We start from the raw sequence: 22,124 nt of genomic DNA, 5'->3' as shown, positions 1-22,124 counted from the left end.
TTAGTTCACTTTTAACTGTTCATTTTTATTCCAAAGTCCCCATCTCGCTCCAACATCACCTTCGTGTCGGGCTTTCCAGGATTCGTCAAATGATGAGAAGCAGAAGACTTCGATATTCTCCTGTTCACTCCATTTTTTTAAGCGGATGAAATATTTCATCATATTTTCAATTGACGGTTCAGCCTGATCCACGGGTTTCCCATACGTTGGCCAGCCTGTTTCCGCAATAATTACTTTTTTATTACCCGCAACATCCTTTGTCACTTCATACATCTTTTTCAAATACACCGATGAATGTTCGGCATCATAGCCTTCCCAGAATGGATAACAATTGGCCATTACCACATCACAGGCTTCAATCACATCCGGGTTTTGGTAGAGTTGATAATATGTATCTACATAACTCACCAACACTCCGGGCAATGCATCTTTTACCCGATGGATGTACGCTATGATTTTATCCTCACTCAGCTCTCCCCTCAATAAACATTCGTTCCCAACAGCGACTATATCGGCATGACCCGCTTTGGCAACCTTGATTAAATTCTCTATCTCTGTTTCGTTTGCTTCCAGGTTATCATCGATCCATGCTCCAACTAAGGTATTTAATCCCATCTGTTTGGCAACCTCGGGTGTATATTCGTTACCATCGGTACATGAAAATGAACGGATCCATTTGGTGTGTGGAGCCACAACCTTCATTCTTTTCTCAATCTGCTCTCTTGATAGCTGATCACCCAGATTTTGACCTTCCAGATAGGGGCTAAAACAAAAGCCATGAATACCACTATTCAATGATTCTTTGAAACTTTTTCTTAACTTCTTCATACTGAGTTGGCTTATCTCAGGTGCAATAGCTTCTGCGTTGGGATCGATAGAAGTCATAGAAAGCAATCGGTCTTTTTGATAAACATATGGTGCCGAAACTGCCTCTTTTTCTTCCTTGCGAGCATCCAGTATTTCCCGGACCTCATTTGCTTTTTCTTCGGTTACGTCATAATCACGCATGACCCAAAGTGCCACCATCGTTCCAAACATCGGCAAGGCCGAAAAGAAAAACCTCAATCCCGTGATCGATCCTTCAGGCTGAACTGACAGATTACCATCAAAACCGACCACGGTAAGAATAACTCCGCTTAATCCCCCTGCAATCGCAAAGCCAAATTTCACCATATACCAGTATATGGCACCGAATATTCCCTCTCTCCGTTTTCCGTATTTAAGTTCGTCTAAATCAATAACATCTGCAGTCATCGACATCATCAATACAAACAAACTACCGATCCCGAACGAGTGAAATGGCAAGGCCAGCAAGAACAGCCATGGTTTTCCCGGCACAAATAAGAACCACAGACTTGCATACCCAAACAGTGCTATCGTTTGCGCTATCATGAATGCATTTTTCTTGCCAAGTTTTCTTGACATACGAGCTACAATCGGGATCACCAAAAAGGTGGTTACCAGGGCGCCGGCACTTCCAAACAGTGGAGTCCAAATACCTGCTTCGCCTGCGTCTCCGCCAAACAAATACCAGACAATAATGAAGAAAGAAAATCCGGCAACAGTGTTAAAGGCATTAAAAATGAAGAACGTAGATATACAGAGTTTTCTGAACGGGACAGATGAAAACGCTTCCTTGAATCCTCTGAGTATTTCTTTCAGGCTCCGCTTTATGTTGTTTAGCGTCAGTGGTTCATAATCTTCATTTACAGTAGATTTACTCGGAATAAAAAGTCCGGGTATCATAGCACATAAAGCAAAAATGATTCCTACCCAAAGAGCTAGTTCTCGAGTGGCTACTTCGGCGGTTGGGAACCACTCCGGGTCATACATGATCACCCAGAACCATGGAGCAATTACCCATGCCCATTGACCAATCCATTGTGCAACGGCCATAATTTCGGTTCGCTCATGAAAATCGTCACTCATTTCATAACCGATAGCCACATAGGGCACGCTGAATATGGTTAAGCCGATGTAAAAGGCAAATGACCATAATAAGAAATAGCCGAAATTATAATTGACGGAGTTTTCAGCATATAGCTGCCACATGATCGTGAAGGCGACTCCCATGATTATCGCACCTGTAATCACATACTGCCTTCTGCGACCAAATCTTGAACGGGTATTGTCAGATATAAACCCCATGATAGGATCGGTAACCGCATCAAGTACCCTGGGCAGAAAATAGACGATACCCCACATCCAGCCAGGAAAGCCAAGATTTTGTACCAGTACAACCATGAATATCCCCAGGGTAGCGGGAAACATCTGATTGGCAAGCATACCCATCCCGAATGCTATCTTATGTCGATAGGGCACTTTCTGTTTTGAAGCTTTAGGCTCTGACATTTTTTATTATTTATGATTTAAGACCGATCATTACTGGTTAGGTATACGCACCGTTTGAATAGCTTTTCCATGTATTGCAAAGGAGACGGTTTTTCCGTTTAGATCTAATTCTATCCCTTTCGAATCTTCTTCCTGGTTTAGCAGAACCACCGCCATCGAACCATCAGGATTTTCCACAGCTGTTAGCAACAAGTTTTCATCACTGTTTTCAAATCCTATTCTTGTAGCACCCGGCCGAATATATTTACTGAAATGTGCCATGGTATAGTAAAGCGGTGTGAAATAAACCTCATCCAGTTCGGGATCCACAATCACCGGAGCCAAACACCAGTTTTCTGCCCAGTTTGGCCCGCCTTGTCTGTTGAGAACCATATTCCAGTCAACCCAGCCATCTACCCAGTTATTAAGCGTGCCGATGATGTCGCGTGCATAGCGGTAGACAGGTACATATTTTGGGTGAAGATACTTCTTATCCTCAGGAGCCCAATCCCAGCCCCAATCTGTTGCTTCTTTCGACCAATACCAGCTGTCGTCTCTCCAAACCGGGACCTCGGCATCCGCTGTAGCCTCGGTCTGAATCATATACTTTCCAGGTGCCGCTTCATGTGCATACTGCAGCTGTTCCTCAAAAATCTTGTATGTACTTCCATACCAGTGAACAGCAATTCCATCGTAATAAGAGGCTGCCTCTTCATTTTCCTTATACATGGCATCCACCCATTCTATCATCTCTGTATCACGGTTTTGATCATACCCAAGAACCACTACATCGTGATTGTCTCTTTCAAGCTGGGGACCCAAATGGTTCACCAGAAAGTCGTTCATCTCTTCCGGGGTATAGTGCATGCTTTCCCAGTTGTCGTCATTACCAAGAGGTTCATTTTCAATTGTGATTCCCCAGATGTCGATACCTTCCTCTGAATATGCCGTCAGGTATTTCGAAAAGAACAATCCCCAGGTGTCGTAATATTCGGGAAGCAGTTTTCCTCCTTCCCACTGCTTATTATCTTTCATCCATGGCGGTGCGGTCCAGGGTGACGATATAATTTTAAACCCATCGGTAGACACCTCCATTGCGTCTTTAATCATAGGAATGAGGTCAGCGCGGTCCTCTTCAATCGAGAAGTTTTCGAGCTCGGTATCACCAGCTACAGGCGCATAAGAATAGTTGCCAAGTGAAAAGTCACTTGAATTCATATGTGTACGGGTGAGCGAGTATCGTGCCCCATCGTCCCCAAAGTACGCGTCTATTATGCGATTACGATTTTCTGTGCTCAGCTCATTCAACAGGTAGGCAGATGCTTCCGTAAACGAACCTCCAAATCCTGTAATCTCCTGAAATCTTTCATCCGGGTTGATTGAAATTCTGGCCATAGAGTCAGCTTCGGGAAAATCGGTCACCGGTGTAAGCTGGTTGCCACTTGCCGATGTTTCCACAATATCGACTTCAAGTGTGTCTGTATTCGAACATCCCGCCATGAGTGTGACTATAATTAATATTGTAAGTAATTCTCCTAAATTTGCATTCATAAGCATCTTACTCCTCTTCTAGTCTGGCTGCGATTTCATCTTCTGTTGGTGGTACTTCTACGGTTTCCATCAGTCTCTCTAAGTCACCATCAAATGTTTTAGTGATCGGCATACCGTCACGGGTTAAACCGTCAAAAACGCCCGCATCAACCTCATCCCAAAGCACGTATTTCGCTTCCGACTGCAGAGTAATCAATCCGAAGTGATTTTCAGATCCCATCTGATTTTCAGCATCTTTCCACTTTTCATCAGTCGCCTCGAAATAGAATACCGAAACTCCGTTTTCATCAGACCACTCACGAATCATGTCGTGGTACATCGCCATTTTGTACTCGTCTGTGGCACGTGACCCTTCAAGGCCATACTGGCCGTTAGATACTGTAGCCCATCCGGTTTCACCAATGTGCACTTCTTTGTCTACCCCGAGACTTTCCATATAATCAACTACACTTTGATACTGACCCACCGCGTATTCCAGCGACCGATCCATTGCAGCCTCAATTTTCTCCATATCCGTCATCCTTTCCTGATCTTCAGGCACGCCCCAAAAATCCGGATTGTAGTGCGTATCGTGCATCGGGTATGTGTGCATGGAGATGTAGTCCACCGATCTGATCAGCTCATCTAAATCCTCTTTGTGGTACTCTTCTCCGCCGCCTCCCCAGGACGCAAAATTATCGGAACTGGTAATCCATACATCTTCGGGAATCTCACCATTTTCTTTTCGCTCCTGCAGATCCTGAACCCATTTCAGAATAATACCCGGTTCTACGTAGTACTCTTGCTGCCAGTGAACCATCGCTTCGTTACCAACGGCGATAACCTTTACAATGTCAGGGTACATGCTCGCATAGCGCGCAGCCCTATCAATCTCTTCCGGATTCCTTGGGTGATCTTCGTGCCTGATGCGTTCCGGCTCATCAGTCCAGGCATTTTTTGCATCAATCCAGGCGCCCATCATCATATACATCTCAAATTCCGGGTCCTCTTCCTTCAGCTCACGAATTGCCATAAGCAAATTAGGAACAGCATCGAGATACAGATTGTACGTCCGCACAATTTTGATACCCATCGCCGAAAGAATTTTCATGTCTTCCTTCAGTTCAGGAATGGTTGGCTGGATATCTCTCGTAATTCCGCGGTAGCCGCTATATGAGATTGCCGGATACTCCGGGTTTCCCAGTATTTCCTCAGCTGAAGTTGTAGCGGACTCTGATACCTCAGAAGATTGATTTGAACAGGCCATAATCGTAAGGGATAGCAAAAAAACCAGAAGCGTTGTGGTTGTTTTCATTTTATTGAAGTTTCCTGGATAGTTTTTATGAGTTACCGCAACTCTTTCTTGTTGATTGATACAGTGACTTCATTTATCTCGCCCGTCCGCTGAAAAATGTGGGCTGATGTTGCCATATCAAGCTTTGGCTCATCAAATGATTTGGTTGAGCCATTTTTGAACTGAACCGTTAAGCCATTGCTATTCATTTGCTTGTAAGTAACTGGAACCTGGCAGCATGTAAATGCCAATGCATTTGCGGGCACAGTTAGGCTGTACGGCGTGTGATCTAAAGCTACCAGTTCAAACGTTTGCTGCTCATTGGTAAATTGATTGTGTTTCAGCAGAAACGGTTCAAAATGTAGTTCTCCTTTCTTCATATACATTCCAAGTTCACCAAATCTCACCAGGATGTCCTCCTTCACCTGCCCTGTCATGCCCGGCTGCTGTGCTCCGCGATGTTTAGGGGTGTGCGAGTATGGATCTGTTGGAAATGCACCGTACACTTCCGGATCTTTATGAATCCCTATGCCTTTGCCGACTTCATCAAAATGTGTAGCGAGCCGCTTCATAACAGCCGGGTCAGCATCATCTTTGGCAGCATTCACGCATGTTTCAAGTACGGCCAGGTGTAGTTTGGATACCATGTGCCAGTAAATTGATCCAAGACCTTCGTAGGCAAAGAATGTACCGGAGCGTCCTGTAAATGCCTTGTGGTTGAACACCTCTTCAAAAATATCAAGTACAAGATCTTCCTCTTGCACAGCAAGGGCTCCGTATTTGGAGGACTTCATATCATTCAGGGCAGCTTTCAAATCACCCGCGTTTTTGAAATTACCGTTGAAATGATACCCTCCCTCAACATCTTTGTTGATGATCCGGAGGTTACCGTCGGATATTAGCTTCTTGAGAAGTTCAGATTTTTCAACCAGCTCTTCCGGAATATTATTCTTTTCCAAAAAGCCCGGAAGCTGTTTATTCGGGTAGAGAATATAGCTTTGCTGATCTTCCCTGTATAGTGCACTATTGCGCAGGGCGTCCATTACCTTGAGCGATTCTTCTGCATTCAGATAGTCCGAACTCAGCACCGCTACCTGCCCCTCCAGCATTTCATCGAGATATGAAATTGAAACGCCGCTGTCTTCAAAACTGATCAGGTTGTAGGCGTGGTAAAGTCCATCTTCGCGCTTGTTAGTATCGATGGAATGCTCTAAATAGGTAAGTGCAACTTTTACAAAATCCTTGATTTCACTTACATCGATTTCAGATTTCTTGCCTGAAAAACCGTTCTCGTAAACACGATCCCTGTAATGGCCGCCTGCCTTCCCAAGACTATCAGTGATCGCTTTCCTGGTGCTATTATCAATGCTTGCCTTTAGTTCGCCGCTATGCTCATTAAGTGCGTCTGATATGCTCTCAAAGAATTCCGCCAGTTCTACCGAGACTTTAATTTTTTCCAGGTCACTGTCTGCAAGAAGCGGCTCAAAGAATTTCAGAAATCGTCTCAAATAATACAGTGTCACCATCGACACACCGTTTCCTACCAGGGCATTATTCGCATCATTCCATTCCGGGCGCTGTGTGTTCATCCAAATGCCCGCTTCCGGCACAAAGTTCGATACCTTTGCCAGCACTGTAGCCAGTATCTTTTCCATGAAATTCACGTGGTGGATCTCTTCAGAGCTACTTCCTAAAAGCGCACCATCGGCCCCTTTCTTTCCAATTTCAGTTCTGATATGGCGATCCAGTTCATCATCAAATTCAATGGTATCTTTCGGATTCTCTACAATCTCGTCGTAAGATTTTATTCGATATGGCACATTTGCGTACACAAATGCCTGTCTGCTGAAGAGTGATTTAAATTCTTCCGGCTTATAATCTGAATAAAACTCCAGAAATTTCAGCAGGTAAATAATCTGGTGATCACCCCAGTAGCCGATATACGACCATGGATCATCCGGTTCGATGGTCTCCCAGTCGAATCCGCCTTTGGTGACGCGATATGGATTATATCCGTCGAAAGTAGACGCATTCAGAAATTTGAAGATCATTCCCTCAATAAATTCGGGATAGGAATGCGCGAGAGCTTCCCAGTTTTGGAATATATCGCGCCAGTTTCCTTCGTAATCCAGGATTTTTGACCCGTCAATTTCACTATGCGTGTTGATGGAGAACTGGTTCCACGGACGGCTTGGATCGCCATGGCGCCGGCTGAATTTCAATGGGAGATATTCTGTACCGAGCCGGATTAGGTCGGGATCGTCAGAATTTTCCAGGTGTTTATCAAGTGTTGACTTATCGAATGTTTCTGAAAGCTGATTGAACAGATCGCTGTTTCTTTCTGAGACTTCATGACTGGCATTTTTCATATAGTTGACAAAATCTCTCTTTTCAATCGTATAATTATTATCAAATATTCCGCCGCGCATAATATTGAACAGCGTGTTAGAATAATGTCGGGCATCCCTGAACTCATCGGAACTTAACTGCAGCCCATCGGAAGCCGCCACAAGCTGAATCAATTTTTGAGTGCCGCGATCGATATCCGACTGTATCTCCCCCTCCAGGTCGTGATTTTCGACTATAGCTTTGTTCAGTGCAACTACATCAGCCTGTGTTTGGTTTACGTTTGCCACAATTGACCAGCCGGTCTCTGAATTGCCTTTCAGCTCAATTTCTTTCGTAACAAAGTAGGCACCCTTTTCACCTTTTACGTCTGTTTCCGGTTCAATCGGTTCCAGGTTCCGGAAATTATCAAGCTGAAGGGATGATAGCAGATGAGTGGGGTTTTCGAGTCCCATCGACCAGGCAATATTGGCTTTTAGAGCCTCACTCGGCTCCGCTTTATCAACAATTATTGCACTGAGGGCAAAGATGCCAACACCGCTCTCTTCCACCAGTTCATGGCGTTTGTATGCATCAACAAGGTTGCTCGATTTTGTCTGTAAATCGCTGCTTACACCATATGGCATTATGTTTTGAATGCCGTCGAGAACAGTAATACTGCGCTTCTCTTCCGACAGGTTTACGAGCATTGAGTTCTTTACAAAACCATATAAATTGCTCGAATTCCACTGGTACTTGAAAACCAGATTGAGGTCGTTATTGACCTCCTCAAACATAATCTTGTTCCCGTACCGGCTCTTGTAAAGATTGCGGGTCGTGTCGAAACGTCCGGCATCGCGTTTGGAAAACGGCTCCCACACGACAGTTTCTCCTTTTTTTTCAACCCTCACAATCGACTTACTGCCGGTAGTGTGCGCTAAATCGATAAGTTTGTCGTCGGTATAGTAGGGAAACAGTGCGAACTGAGGATTTTTGCGTCCTGCTGATATTCCTCCGTTACTTGAGATGAACATCCAGTGGTTTGAATCACTCACTATACTCATAAAAAATGGACGCAACGAATCGTGATTCGGTATTTTGAACCAGGATTCGCTTTCATACTCTTCAAGTGTTATTGACACAGTAGCTATTTACTTTTCTTTAATATTTAATTCTATCGCTATACATTTTTTCTGGCCCATTTACTCACCCGGATATTCATAAACCCGAATGTAGTCTACCAGCATTGTTTGAGGAAATGGGGTTTGATCTGATGGCGGCCCGACAAATGTTCCGCCTACCGCAACATTCAAAATGATGTGAAAACTGTTGCTATTGAAGACCCATTCACCGCTCACGTCGTCTGGGGTAATTTCATTGTAGAGTACATCATCCACATAGTATTTGATAAAGTCGGGTCCCCATTCTATGGCAAACAGGTAAAAACCGGTATCAAATCTTCCGCTTGGAAGTCTGTAAGTAGCCGTTTCTGCCTGACCCGCTGAGTACCCCGGACCATGAACGCTGCCGTGAACGATTGTTGGCTGCTGACCGCGGTACTCCATGATGTCGATCTCGCCAATTTGCGGCCAAATGACGGTGCCGTCGGAATCATCCCCCAGCAGCCAGAATGCCGGCCAGATACCCTGACCAAAAGGAAGCTGAATTCGGGCTTCGAAACGGCCAAACGTTTTTTCGAAGAGGCCTTTTGTCAGTATTCTTGCAGATGTATATTGAGAACCTTGAAAGGATTCTTCCCTGGCCGTGATATGAAGCAATCCATCTTTCACCTGAATGTTTTCAGGCCGATCAGTGTAGTACTGCTGCTCATTATTTCCCCAGCCCGGCCGTCCGAATATTGCCTCGCCGGTTCCAAGATCAAAGGCCCAGTTATCAGCGTCAACGCTGCCATCAACGTCGAATTCATCCTGCCAGACAACCTCGGTGAAGCCGTTCTCTTCCTCTTCATTGTTTGTAGCGCAGCCAGGTAGTATGATGACCGCGATGAAAAAGAAAATATTTAGGTATAAAAAGTTTTTCATAAAGTTAAAGTGTTTAAAACCCTGTATTCAATATCAAGAAACAGAAAGCCATTTATTCAATTAAATAAGTAATCAGGCCGAACCCATCGATGATGAAAACGGCCTGAGGACGTACACATATTACTCGGCAGAGTTGTCGTACAAGTAGATATTATCTACGTAAAACGACTCGCCTTGTAGTCCAGGCCCAAGATCAGAATCCAACACTATCTGACCAAGATTTGATCTACTTGACATTCCTGATATATCAATATTCATCGGAATCCAACGTCCTGAAACCAGATCATTCGGTTGTGGAGAATTTGGATTAGCTGGTGGAGTAATTGTCACACGGCTTTGGGTGTCATCTCCACCTCCAAATGAATCATCGGGTCCGAAATCTACAAGCGTTGCTCTCAATGCGGAATTTTGGGGGATTTCATCAGGAAAAAATACACTCATTGTAAAGTTAGTCATTTCACTGGCATCAATCGTCGGTACGTTTTGATTGAACTCGATGCCAACAAAGTTGAAGTTGTCGTAACCCAGAACGTTGTTGCCATTTACCGTAAAGTCGTTCGACGTTGTGGTCTGGAACGGCTCGTAGAATCCATTAAAGAAGTCAACAGGTACATTATCGTAAGCATCACTGAAGATTGAAATCACTTCTGAAGCGGGTTCTGTTGGTGTTGGTGCCTCTACAAATTCACCTACCGAGTCAATGATAAGAGCGCCATTAGCACCTATGCCGGCAACGGAACCCGTAATTTCGGCTGTACCCTCTCCTACAACTGATACCAGACCGTCTGAATCAACTGTTGCAACACTCTCATCAGATGAACTGAATGAATAATAGGCTGGTGACGCATTAACGGTAACATCAACCGCTACACCATCTTCCGTCACCCTGTTTACGGTATAAATAAGACCTGAGACAATGGCCGTGGAACCAATGAAGCTTGTTTGGGTAATTTCATTTCCATTCTGAATGGCGGGACGTTGCTGGGCCAACCCTTCAAGGTTTTCATACTTGACTTGATCAAGCCAGAAAGAGTATCCATCGCCATCTTCAGGACCTTCAGCGTACCACAACAACCCTTGTTCAGCCGTTAGCAATGATGCATCAGGAATTGGCACCACATACTGTTCCCAATTGGTAGTAAGCTTAGTGTTAGACAGTGAAACAACGAAATCGTTTTCACCAAAATCCTGGCCAAACCCTATTTCGTTTAAAGTACCGGCTATGGTTCCTTTTGCATAGAATGTAAGAGCGTTGTAAGAAGTAAGATCTCGCCCGCCGTTTTCATCTCTGAAAATAGCACCTGCATAACCTCCTTCGGGGTCACCTACATTCGGCACATCGAATCGCATGGAGGCAGCAGTATTATCATGGGTATCGTCAGTGTCTACGCTAAATGCATCCTGATCAGAATCAGCAAAAGGATAATATTCTAACCCTGCGCTAAATCCATCAATAAACACATCCGGATTTTCTGTAAATCCCGGCTCTTCCAACCCATCTACTGACCGTTCACATGCCAGGGCAACAAACATCAGTGATAGTGCTACTATAAAAGTTCGTTTAATATTTTTCATGACCATTGTATTCATGTTTCCTGCCCTAATTAATTCGAAATATCGATTTGAATGTATGTTCGGAATTCCCACTCACTTCCGTTATCCAGGTTGTCAAGAACGGAATCGCTGAAATCATCGAATTCCATTACAACCTCACCGTTAATAGTGGGAGCAAAGCGAGGTGAATATCTATTCAGTGATCGCCACGTACCTCTCACACCTATTCGGGTAGATGGCAGGTTGAACCAATCGGGTCGTCCGATATCAAATGAGAAATCTCCAATCAGTTGAAGCGGGAATGTCAGGTTAAAATCTCTGTGATAGTCATAAGGCCCCCAATCGTTAACTTTAACGTGTGAACTTACTTTCATCTGCTTGTAAATCATTCTTAAATCACCGCCATAACGATAAACCAACCTGTCGCTATCGCCATTTGCCTGAGCTTTCCCGCCAAAGAGATTGGTGATGATTCCAAGATCTCTGTTTACTTTTGAAATAATGCGAGAATGCACTTCCCAGAGATCTTCTGCCGGTGGGGCACCGCCGAATGGGAAGAATGTTCTGCCATCTGGCAAGATACCCACCGCCGCATCCTGGGTTGTGGGCAAGTGCCGGTATACGAATCCAAGATTCATTGCAAAGCGGGCATCTTCATTCATATCGCTGTCCCACTCATACATATAGGTGCCGGGTGTTGGATCAAACGTTAAAAGAAGCTCACCGGCTACCTGTTCCCTGTTGGCACGTACCACAAACGGATCATCCAGAATATTACGCGGGCGTGCAGGAGCTCCTAAGCCACTAACATAATCATCACCAACAGCCGCTATAGATGGTACAGGACCTTCGATAGGTTTTTGCCACATAAAGTTTGGAGCAATCTGCAAGTTTCCAATCTGATAGGTCAGCCCTGACAGAAAATTGTACTGGTTACCGCTACCGCTATCTTTGAGTCTCCAGCCGGTAAACGTCATAGTTTGATCTGCACCACCACCGGCAACCAATCCCATCACCGCCCCTTGCGCGTACCAATTGAATCGGCCAGCTGTATAAGTCAGCTTTGCTTTGCCACCCCAGTTATCTTGAGGCTTAATTTCATCCTGATACACATTAAAGACGCCATCGCTCTCTTCCCTGGCAATCTGGAAGGTGCGACCGTTCAAAGGCTCACCGGCCCAAATACCGCCTAATTCAACACCAAAATTTCCAAACTCACGAGCAGTGTGAAGCGCAAGCCGCCTGGTTTTTGGCTGAGGAATAGCAAAAGAACTCCCTGTAAGACCTTGGCGCTCTATATCTTCGTGGAAGATACCCGTCACAGAGGTCTGTCCTATGTTTGTAGTATATTTTAAAATTGCAGCCGGGTTTGCTCCCCACCAAAGCTGGGGGCCGAATGCCAGCTTAAAGCCATCAAACATCTGCTTTCCTTCCATTTCAAATCCAAATGGTGCCTGCCCGTTATATATAAAGATCTGATCGCCGTAGTTGGCTTCCGGATAAATTCCAAAAAAGTCACCCTCGTAGCCCCAGTGGTAGTGTCCTGTTCGGTAAAAACCCTCGAGGTCAAAGAGATCGTCACTCCAGGTATAGCTGGCACTATATATGTCCACTCTGTTGAGAGATTCTGCCGTTACCGGACCATTCAGACCCAGAAGATCCACTGCCCGTCCCCTGTTTTCATAAAAGATTTCATCGATAGGATTTTCTGCAATATTACCAAGAATGTTCAAAACCACTTCACCTTTAATATTTGGTGACGGGTTAGCCTCTACACCAATGAAGTACGATTGCATATGATCGAAACCAAGCTCGTCCGGAAATCGAAGTTCTGAGACATCTGCTTCATCCGGAGTTGTAATATCGCTGCCGCCGGTGTTAAACGTTTCAAAATGGGCAGAAAATCTGCTTAATGAGATAAGATCTTTGCCTTGTGAGGCTCCTCCACCCGCTTTAGCTCTTAATTCTGCTTCAATCGGATTAATCTCCGAAAAATGTTCTTGCAGATCTTCCGGCCCGACTCCCCGGGCATAGGGCTCAAAATCATGGACATCTTTCAGCAGATAGTAAGCGGCACGTGGATACAGGTCGTAAAACCCTGAAGGATCTGTAGGACCTTTTGCCATGATCCCAAACCACTCTTCATTCATATTATTTTCACCCGGGACGTGATCAAATTCATAACCTCCATTCTCCCAGGACGCATTGGTATCGTGTGTATTGAGTCCTTCGGTTTGTCCATACTTCCACCATCCATCGCTAAACTGAAAGGTAAAACCCCCGATAGAGTTATCTGCTCCGCCTAACCCGGCAGCATTCCTGTAGATTTCTCTCCAGTTGCTGAACAAATATTCGGCCTGGGCTCCCTGAGCTTCTTGCTGAGTTTGTGCGTTAAAAGCATCTGAACCGAACTCAGTAAGCAGAACAGGTTTACCATACTCGCTTTCTACTCTGTCATATAAATCAGTGAAGGTCTTTCCCCGGTAGGTGTTTGTTCCGAAAATATCCATATCCGGAACCAGCTCAACAATCAGATCCAGAAAGAGTACATCACCGTTCGCAAATGCAATTGGCCGGGTATTGTCAATTGCCTTCATTTGAACTGCCGCTTCGTTAAATAGCTCATACATTGCCCGGGCACGAACTGTGGACCGCCTGTCTTCTACAGGAATATCTTCCGTTTCAGCACCTCCCCAAAACAAGCCATAGTTATTTTCATTACCCAGTAGATAGAGTAGTAAGCCCGGTGTTCCCTCGTATTCCTCTACAAGCTCAGTCACCTCACTGAGAAGAAGCTCTCTTACCCTGGAATCTCCGTATTCCGTATTTCCCATCCAGGCTCCGTCTATCGTCACACCATAGCGGCCAAATGAATGGTTAAGCATCGTGTAAATTCCGTAGTTCTCATATATATAGGTAATCCAGCGCTTCGGAATACCTGTATAAACACGGATTGCGTTTACACCCATATTTTTAAGCAGAGCCATTTCATAGTCAAGTGCCTGCTGTATAAAATCAGGGGACTGGTTCCATAAACTGTAGGCGTAATTGGTACCCCGGGGAAAGTAGTCCCAGTTCATTCCGTTAATGATTTCGGGTTCACCATCAACCATCAGCTTCCACCCTTCCGGGGTATTTTCAACAACTACTTCATTTGTCTGACCAAATGATGTTGAAGCGAATCCGATTAAAGCTATTAGTAGTACGACGATTTTTTTCATGCTAATATTATTTAGTCTAATGCAATTCGTGAGTTGATTAACCCTGCTACCTGAAACCTTTGGATATTCAACTCCTCTTCGACCCGACATTAATTTAACAGCTGTAGAATTGCAACCTTTACAATATATACACAACGCCTAAAAAACCGCTTTTCTGGCTATGAAAGGGCACTCATGAACATAGAATCAACTTTACCAGTATTAACTTATCTTTAAGTATTTACGAAGAAATTTCTATTGTATATACTTAATAAAGGGGTGTGCAACGGAAAGGGAAGTTGGTCATGATGGATCTCAGCACCGGGAGGTTTTTCGGCTCTGGTCAAAAGAAGCTTACGCACGAAATGACAGACCGATTTTTGAGAGTTTACAGTAAAATAATCCCCTCATCACCAAGAATTAACTTCGGGGCGAAAGGGGAAAAATTTACACGAAAAGGCAACGCCGGATGAGTGTAACGAGGGGGGTGTCGGTGATGGCAGCAAGCTGTGATTAAAGCCCAAAAACAGCCCTTTCTTCAATCTGTCATCGGTAGCAACTAATCTTGCCCAAAAGCGGGGCAAGACTATTTAAAAGGTGACAGAACAATTGGAGGTGTCGTAGATGAAGCCGAGCTTTTGAATCCTTGAAATCTGCTCAAAAACGGCACTTTTAACAATCTGTCTGGTAGCCCCTAATTTTGCCCAAAAGCCGGGCAACACCATTTTAAAAGTGACAGAGAAGATCCAGTCCTCCTCAATATATAATGTTTAGGAGAATGGTTTCCGGCCTTGATGGGTGGAGGGATAGCATGGGTTGCATCACAGCACGGGAGAAATCAGTTTGAGCGCTCACAAGGTGAGCATTCTCAAAGTGTACCCGGGCGGGCAAACCGTGCCCGGAAGCCATCATAGCCGGGAGTTTTTGCATACTTTTGGCGGTCCAAAAGTATGGGGAGTAAACGTCATGTTTACAATCTGTCACTGGTAGCAACTAATTTTCCCCCAAAAAAAGGGCAACACCATTTAGAAATTGTCAGGATTAGGTTTCCATTGGACGTATATCGTGTATTTCGTGTATGGAAAAGTGTTCGGCGTACCGGGTAATTATTAATTTCAAAAGTACGTTCCCAGACCCTGAGGAATACATGGATTAGATCTTTCATAACCCCGTCGACTGAATTCATTTCTTCTGTAGAATCACCCGCCTTGGGGCTCTTGGATTATCTTCACTACCTAACCCCACACTGCGCGCCGTCAACACCACGGCGCTTGTGTAGGGCTACTAAGCTGCCGTCCCTGCCGGGACTTATTGTTACGCGCAGGCGCGAAACCACGCATAACCGGATTTACATTGGCAGGGGATAATTCACGTGCATATTAAAATAAAAACATCGATTTTAGCCTAAAACAGTGCTTTTTACAATCTGTTATCGGTAGCAACTAATCTTGCTCAAATAAACTGGGTAACACCATTTGAGAGGTAACGAGATGCGTTTTCCGATCAGGAAGTACTATGCGTTTTGCGAATGGTGGGTAGTGTGCGGTATTCCGGGTAAATTTAAATTTCAAAAGCACCTCTTCAGATCGTGATGCCTCCATGGATTAGATCTTTAATAACCCCGTCGACTGAATTCATTTCTTCTGTAGAATCACCCGCCTTGGGGCTCTTGGATTATCTTCACTACCTAACCCCACACTGCGCGCCGGCGCCAGCGGCATCCCTTTGGGACAAAACCACGGCGCTTGTCACGTAGTGATCCTTCGGGTATGGGGCTACTAAGCTGCCGTCCCTTTCGGGACTTTCTGTGACGCGCAAGCGCGTAACCGACTTACATTTTCAAATAATTTAGATATGTGCTCGTAGATAAATCTTTGTTTAAACACCAAAAGCAACACTTTCTTCAATCTGTGACCGGTAGCTACTAATATTGCCCAAAAAGCAGAGCAACACCGAATGAGAGATTATGAGCAGGCGTTCTGAAGGGCGTTTTTAGTAACGAATTTCAGCCTGTAACAAACGGATTGGCTTTTTTTTCTTCTCCAATAGTTGTTTCGGGACCGTGGCCCGGATACACCACAGTATCATCCGGAAGGGAATAGAGTTTATCTTTGATTGATGACCTGAGAAGATCGGAACTTCCTTTATACAGATCCGTTCGTCCAACACTTTGTTTAAACAGGGTATCTCCGGCAATCAGCATATTATCCTTTTCAAAATAGAATGAGATATGATCAGGGGCGTGACCCGGAGTGTAGAGCAGCTCCATCTCAAACTGATCTACAGAAAACGATTGGTCAGACGGAAGCTCTTTAGGGGTAAAATCAAGATTACCGGCAGTGATGCCAAACATTTTTGCCTGCTCGGAGATATGCTTCCAGGGGTGCAGGTCTTCATGGCTAAGATACACATCAACATCAAAGGCATCCAGTACCACCGGTAGTCCCAGAACATGGTCGATGTGGGCATGTGTCAACAATATCGCTGAAAGCCGGGTGTTGCTGTCTGCCAGTTTCGCCCGGAAAGCTTTAAACTCCCGGTCGTTGGAAAACCCCGGGTCAATCAGAAGTGATGTCTCATTTTGGGTCAGGAGATATGTATTTTCAGCAAACGGTCCAACTTCAAATCTCTTGATGTCCATAGTTTCAGGGTTTAAGAATCTTTGTTCGATTTAAAAATCTTAGATGAGAAACTCCCCCTTATTAAAGGGGGACTGAGGGGGATGTTCATCATATTTTTGAAAAGTCCGATGGACACCCCTCTCTTTCTCCCCTTGTCCCAAAGGGATCCCTATAGGATTAGGGGAGACTTCTTTTCGAACTCGATCTAAAAACAAAAAAAGGATCTGCCGTACATACGACACATCCTTTTAAAATTTTAAAGTACCAATTACTTACGATTGTATCGCTTGTTGAATCGGTCGATACGGTCAGCTTTCTGCTTAATTTTCTTGTCTTTATTATAAAATGGGTGATTTTTAGAATCAACCTCGCTTTTGTACTTCCCGTCTTCAGTATCGATCGTACTTCTTGTCTTAAGTTCAGTTCCGTCGCTCATCACAACGGTTACTTCTTTATAGTCAGGATGGATTCCTTTTTTCATAACGTAACTATCTTTTGATTTTTTCAGAGACCTATAAGATAAGAGTTCGATGCATTTATTGCAATGATCATTCACGCTCCGGAAAATCTGTGTCATCAAAATCCCCCATCCCGCCGAGCATCGATCCGAGCATGTCGCTGTACGATCGTTCATCATCCAAATCGTCTTTGCCAAGCATCGAGTTTTGATGGAGTGCCTCAATCACCAAATCTTTGATCGGGTAAAGGTTCTCGTCTTCAATATTAACTCCTTTTTTCACCACATCACTGAGAGCGGCGACTCCATCGAGTCGCTTTTTATATTCTGCATTCGTGATACTATCGGGAAGTTCAAGCGTCTGCCCGCTCGCAAACCAGTCAAGCAGTGGTTTGTAAAATTCGTCATCCCCCTCTTTCTTTTTTTGCTGAGGATCTGGAAAATGCATTTTAAACGTTTTATTAATCGCCTTTCCAAGAATATGCTTCGCTACATTTACCGCACCCTCCTGCTCGCCTTCATACACAAGCTCAAGCTTCCCGGTTAGCGCGGGCACCATATGAAACAGGTCAGCGATTCGCACAGAGGTTTCCTTTTCGCCGTTAATGACCATTCGGCGTTCTGCAGCCGACACAACCTGCTCAAGGGCGGTAATTGTCATCCGCGCCGACACTCCGCTTTTCTGATCGATATATTCACTTTCACGGGCAACAAACGCGACCTGGGCAAGTATTTCTCGGTACAACTCAGGAATATGAACTGCCCGGCCACCATCCCGTTGAACCCACGCTTCCTGCCGTGCAATCTCGCGTGCAATGTCCAGCGTTTTAGGATAGTGCGTGATTATTTGCGCGTCAATTCTATCTTTTAATGGCGTGATGATATTCCCCCGGTTGGTGTAATCTTCCGGATTGGCCGAAAATGCCATAAACAGGTCCAGCGGTATCCGCACATTGAACCCGCGAATTTGGATATCGCGCTCCTGCATAATATTCAGCAGAGATACCTGGATACGAGGCTGAAGATCGGGCAGTTCATTAATCACAAATATTCCCCGGTTTACCCGTGGGATGAGTCCAAAATTTATTACATCTTCGTCTGAAAGTGTCAGGCGTTTTGATGCAGCTTTGATGGGGTCCAAATCCCCAATCAGGTCTGCTACAGTTGTATCGGGCGTTGCAAGTTTTTCGCCATACCGCTGGTCGCGCCCTACCCATTCAATGGGGGTGTCATCACCCTCCAGCTCAACTTTCTCGCGCCCATATTTTGAGATTGGCTGATATGGATCATCATGTATTTCCGATCCGGCAACAATTGGCATCTCTTCATCTAAAAAATGAACAAGCATTCGCAGCATCCGGGTTTTTGCCTGGCCTCGCAGACCCAGCAGCAGCAAATCATGCTTTCCCAGAAGTGCATGCTGAATCTGAGGGATAACCGACTGCTCGTATCCTAAAACTCCGGGGAACAGATCGTCGGACTGCTGCATTTTTTTTATCAGGTTCCGCCGAATCTCTTCTTTAACTGACACCGACTCCCAGCCGCTTTTTCTAAGTTCACCAAGAGTTTTGATCGAATTGCTCATCGTAGATAATTGGTTTTGTGGGTTGATTGATGTGATCTAAACTTAAAATCCTTCAACTTCATTTCACATCTTTTTTGTTTTGAACAAGCTGAAGTACTTTCGATTTCAGCAGGGTTTCACTCCACTCCTCATCCGGGTCTGAATCCCCGGTTATGGCACCCCCAACGGGATATACAAGTTTGTTTCCTTTAATGATCGCAGATCGGATCACAACATTAAAATCAAAGTCTCCATCCGGAGTGATGTATCCAATTGCCCCGGAATAAATTCCGCGCCGGTAATTCTCCAGTTCCTCCGTACGCTTCATCACTCTTATTTTCGGAGCGCCCGTCATCGACCCCATCGGAAAACAGGCACGAATTACATCAACAGGATCTGCATGGTCCGTTATTGTTCCTTCCACACGAGAAATGAGCTGGTGAACCGTGCCGAACGTTTGAATTTCAAAAAGTTTACTAACTTCAATTGATCCGGGCTCACAAACCGCAGACAGGTCATGACGAACAAGGTCAACTATCATCAAATTTTCAGCTTCATTCTTTTCATTTTTCAGCTCATCACGAAACCGTGCATCTTCTTCCACGTCGCTGCTGCGTGCTGAGGTACCCTTAATAGGCTCGGAGATAATTCGTTTGTTTTGTTTTCGCAAAAACCGCTCTGGTGATGAACAACAGACACTTAATCTTCCGCCTTCAATTTCGATATATGATGCAAAAGGAACGGGATTTATCTCCCTCATACGTCGGTATAACTCATAGGGGCTTCCCTCGAAATCGGCAGTCATAGGATATGAGAAATTCAGCTCATAGAAATCACCTTCTGCTATTAGGTGTTTTATTTGGCGCACCGTCTGGATATAATCATCTTTTGATAGCTCCGGAGATATATCTTGTAGTGAAAAGCCGGCGGACTTATACGTGTTCTTCAGGTTGATGTCATCACCAAGGAGCTGCTCAACCCCGTCGCCATCAATCCTGAACAGGTAGTCAGGTTCCATAAAAAACAGATCCGGTGCATCATAATACGATTCGTTCTCCGGATGTCTTACAGCGGGCTGTACGGCTGCATCATAACCGATAAAGCCAAACATCCAGCCGGCAGATTCCCTGAACCTCTTTAATACCGTCCATAAATCTTCATCAGCCCGGAGTGACCCTTTCGCTGTTTTCCATTCAACAGCCCCGTTTTTTACTTCTAAATACTGTTTAGAAAACCCGGCAACATAGGTTTGATTTGATTCGGGGTGATACGCATGCTGAGACTCAAGAATAATGATGTCCCTCGGCAGCTGGTTGTCAGGCAATGATTTAAGACGGGAAAATAAAGCATCAACAATGGATTTCGCTTCTTTCATGTGCAGTAGGTAAAACTCAGAATATTAAAGACAGTTTTTTCGAAGTTAGTATGAGGTTGATTAACTTACATGTAACCGAAAATAATCACCATGCGTTTTACAAACTCTTCTGAGCATTACAGCAGGCCGGTAGTCATCTTACGGGTGTAGTATATGTTTTTGATACATCCTGTCGCTTATCGTCAGGTCATCAACTTTGGGGACACTCTTATTATTATCTATGAATATTTATAAAACTGCCGTTCGCCCCCTTCTTTTTCAACTCTCCGCTGATAAAGCTCACGACATAACTTTGGATTTTGCCAGTTTTGCCAGCGGCAAATCGTGGATCACTAAACCGATTGAAAAAATTTACAGGCGTAATTATCCGGGACTGAGTCAGAAAATTTGGGGACTGACGTTCAGTAATCCCATAGGTATAGCGGCCGGATTTGACAAAAACGGCCACACCACTCATTTAATGGAAGCCCTCGGGTTTGGCTATATCGAAGTTGGCAGCATAACCGCAGATGCATCCACAGGTAACCCAATGCCAAGAAGCTGGCGTCTTCCGCAAGATCAGTCCCTGATCAACAGGCTCGGCCTGAATAACGATGGCGCAAAAACAGTTATAAAACGGCTAAACCAAAGCAGAGCCAACTTTCCCCTTGGTGTGAATATAGCAAAAACACATAATCCGTCAGTAAGCGGACAGGCCGCATTCAACGACTATAAATTCAGCCTTGAGTTAGCAAAACCGATTGCTGATTACATTACGTTAAACATCTCTTGTCCGAATACCGAAGAGGGAAAAACCTTTGAGGACCCTGCCTTACTGAATCAACTGCTCGAACATCTTGAAATCGGTAAGGATGCGTCTGACCCTCCGGTTCTTATCAAGTTCTCGGTTGATCTGAGTGGTGAAAATCTGTCGGAGCTTTTAGATGTAACCGAGTCATTTGCTGTCAGCGGATACGTTGCTTCAAATACATCTTCATTCAGAGATAACCTAAGTACTGAGTCCACGACAATAAAAAATATTGGACGGGGCGGTTTGAGCGGAAAGGCAATATCAGAAAAGAGCACGAATGTAATTTCTCGTATCTCAGACATCACAAAAGGAGAAAAAACAATAATGGGCGTCGGCGGAATTTTTACAGCCAATGATGCTATTGAAAAGATTAAAGCGGGAGCCGATCTATTACAAGTTTACACCGGGATGGTCTATGAAGGCCCGTCCATTGCAAAAACAATTAATAAAGGATTAGACGCTTATCTGCGAGAACACAATCTTGATAATGTCTATCAGATTAAGACATCCTGAGCCACCAATTTTGCCCAAAAACAACGCAACACCATTTGAGAGGTGACAGGATTAATTCTACCCTTGAGGGGAGTAGTCCGCCAGCTGGCGGAGAGAGGGGTGTCCAGTGAGCCAGTCAAGGCTTTTTACAATCTCTCATCAGCGTCAAAAAGCTACGCTGTCAGATCCCCCATAGGTCTCCCTTCGGGGCAGTGGGTGCTGACAGGTTGATGCAACAGACCTGTCAGCATTCCGGTGTTTTCCCGTCCCGACAGCGGTCGGGATGTCAGCGTCGCTTAACGGCCACCCAAAGACATGGCATGTCTATTCGACTCCAGCACTCAAAATCTTTCCCTTGGCTGATTTCGATCCTGAACGTTGATTAGTGAGTGATAGACATGCCATGTCTATCACTGCACCACAAATTCTCATTTACGACGTTTTATATTTGACTTAACACTGAGGAAAGTTGGCTCTATGTTGATATGTGTGGGTTGCGTAATAAATTAATTAAAAATGTATTGAGGCTTTTCACCTATCCGGCCTCCG

At 44.7% G+C, this 22,124-nt stretch carries 12 protein-coding genes; 1 reads left to right on the top strand and 11 read right to left on the bottom strand.

Going from position 1 to position 22,124, the window contains the following annotated elements:
- The 11 genes from AABW11_RS16895 to AABW11_RS16845 form a co-directional block, all read right to left on the bottom strand.
- Entirely contained in the window at positions 1-2,352 is a 2,352-nt protein-coding gene (locus AABW11_RS16895; RefSeq protein WP_340106318.1) for an MFS transporter, read from the bottom strand.
- 30 nt (positions 2,353-2,382) lie between these two features.
- Positions 2,383-3,882, bottom strand: a complete 1,500-nt coding sequence (locus tag AABW11_RS16890; protein WP_340106317.1) for a glycoside hydrolase family 30 protein — start codon at positions 3,880-3,882, stop codon at positions 2,383-2,385.
- A gap of 7 nt (positions 3,883-3,889) precedes the next feature.
- Positions 3,890-5,176 (bottom strand): glycosyl hydrolase family 17, encoded by a 1,287-nt coding sequence (locus AABW11_RS16885; protein ID WP_340106316.1) that lies wholly within the window; start codon positions 5,174-5,176, stop codon positions 3,890-3,892.
- Between the two features lie 32 nt (positions 5,177-5,208).
- On the bottom strand, positions 5,209-8,622 hold the full coding sequence (locus AABW11_RS16880) for a hypothetical protein (RefSeq protein WP_340106315.1): 3,414 nt from the start codon (positions 8,620-8,622) through the stop codon (positions 5,209-5,211).
- A gap of 60 nt (positions 8,623-8,682) precedes the next feature.
- Positions 8,683-9,522, bottom strand: coding sequence for a glycoside hydrolase family 16 protein (locus tag AABW11_RS16875; RefSeq protein ID WP_340106314.1), 840 nt, complete (start codon positions 9,520-9,522; stop codon positions 8,683-8,685).
- Positions 9,523-9,642: 120 nt separating this feature from the next.
- On the bottom strand, positions 9,643-11,097 hold the full coding sequence (locus tag AABW11_RS16870; protein WP_340106313.1) for an Ig-like domain-containing protein: 1,455 nt from the start codon (positions 11,095-11,097) through the stop codon (positions 9,643-9,645).
- Between the two features lie 29 nt (positions 11,098-11,126).
- Entirely contained in the window at positions 11,127-14,297 is a 3,171-nt protein-coding gene (locus AABW11_RS16865; RefSeq protein WP_340106312.1) for a glycoside hydrolase family 2 TIM barrel-domain containing protein, read from the bottom strand.
- Positions 14,298-16,281: 1,984 nt separating this feature from the next.
- Positions 16,282-16,917: an MBL fold metallo-hydrolase gene (locus AABW11_RS16860; protein WP_340106311.1), complete on the bottom strand. Its 636-nt coding sequence runs from the start codon at positions 16,915-16,917 to the stop codon at positions 16,282-16,284.
- A 248-nt stretch (positions 16,918-17,165) separates the two neighbouring features.
- The gene (rpmE, locus tag AABW11_RS16855) at positions 17,166-17,378 is read right to left on the bottom strand and encodes a 50S ribosomal protein L31 (RefSeq protein WP_340106310.1); all 213 of its coding nucleotides are present in this window, start codon (positions 17,376-17,378) and stop codon (positions 17,166-17,168) included.
- Positions 17,379-17,445: 67 nt separating this feature from the next.
- Positions 17,446-18,939, bottom strand: coding sequence for a magnesium chelatase (locus AABW11_RS16850; protein ID WP_340106309.1), 1,494 nt, complete (start codon positions 18,937-18,939; stop codon positions 17,446-17,448).
- A 58-nt stretch (positions 18,940-18,997) separates the two neighbouring features.
- Positions 18,998-20,293 carry an anthranilate synthase component I family protein gene (locus AABW11_RS16845; RefSeq protein ID WP_340106308.1) on the bottom strand — a complete coding sequence of 432 codons (1,296 nt, stop codon included), beginning with the start codon at positions 20,291-20,293 and terminating at the stop codon, positions 18,998-19,000.
- A 220-nt stretch (positions 20,294-20,513) separates the two neighbouring features.
- Between AABW11_RS16845 and AABW11_RS16840 the strand changes: the two genes are divergently transcribed.
- A complete protein-coding gene (locus AABW11_RS16840; RefSeq protein ID WP_340106306.1) occupies positions 20,514-21,596 on the top strand; it encodes a quinone-dependent dihydroorotate dehydrogenase in 1,083 nt (360 codons plus the stop codon).
- The last annotated feature ends 528 nt before the right edge of the window (positions 21,597-22,124 follow it).

This window comes from Rhodohalobacter sp. 8-1 (genome assembly GCF_038150125.1).
In the GTDB taxonomy this organism is placed as follows: domain Bacteria; phylum Bacteroidota; class Rhodothermia; order Balneolales; family Balneolaceae; genus SW132.
The sequence above is the reverse complement of the archived record's forward strand: the minus strand, read 5'-3'. Positions and strand labels throughout refer to the sequence as shown.

Bases quoted from the DNA above. Each gene is read 5' to 3' on its own strand.
- AABW11_RS16870 (WP_340106313.1), bottom strand. From the start codon at position 11,097: ATGAAAAATATTAAACGAACTTTTATAGTAGCACTATCACTGATGTTT.
- AABW11_RS16885 (WP_340106316.1), bottom strand. From the start codon at position 5,176: ATGAAAACAACCACAACGCTTCTGGTTTTTTTGCTATCCCTTACGATT.
- rpmE (WP_340106310.1), bottom strand. From the start codon at position 17,378: ATGAAAAAAGGAATCCATCCTGACTATAAAGAAGTAACCGTTGTGATG.
- AABW11_RS16890 (WP_340106317.1), bottom strand. From the start codon at position 3,882: ATGAATGCAAATTTAGGAGAATTACTTACAATATTAATTATAGTCACA.
- AABW11_RS16875 (WP_340106314.1), bottom strand. From the start codon at position 9,522: ATGAAAAACTTTTTATACCTAAATATTTTCTTTTTCATCGCGGTCATC.
- AABW11_RS16860 (WP_340106311.1), bottom strand. From the start codon at position 16,917: ATGGACATCAAGAGATTTGAAGTTGGACCGTTTGCTGAAAATACATAT.
- AABW11_RS16850 (WP_340106309.1), bottom strand. From the start codon at position 18,939: ATGAGCAATTCGATCAAAACTCTTGGTGAACTTAGAAAAAGCGGCTGG.
- AABW11_RS16840 (WP_340106306.1), top strand. From the start codon at position 20,514: ATGAATATTTATAAAACTGCCGTTCGCCCCCTTCTTTTTCAACTCTCC.
- AABW11_RS16895 (WP_340106318.1), bottom strand. From the start codon at position 2,352: ATGTCAGAGCCTAAAGCTTCAAAACAGAAAGTGCCCTATCGACATAAG.
- AABW11_RS16865 (WP_340106312.1), bottom strand. From the start codon at position 14,297: ATGAAAAAAATCGTCGTACTACTAATAGCTTTAATCGGATTCGCTTCA.
- AABW11_RS16845 (WP_340106308.1), bottom strand. From the start codon at position 20,293: ATGAAAGAAGCGAAATCCATTGTTGATGCTTTATTTTCCCGTCTTAAA.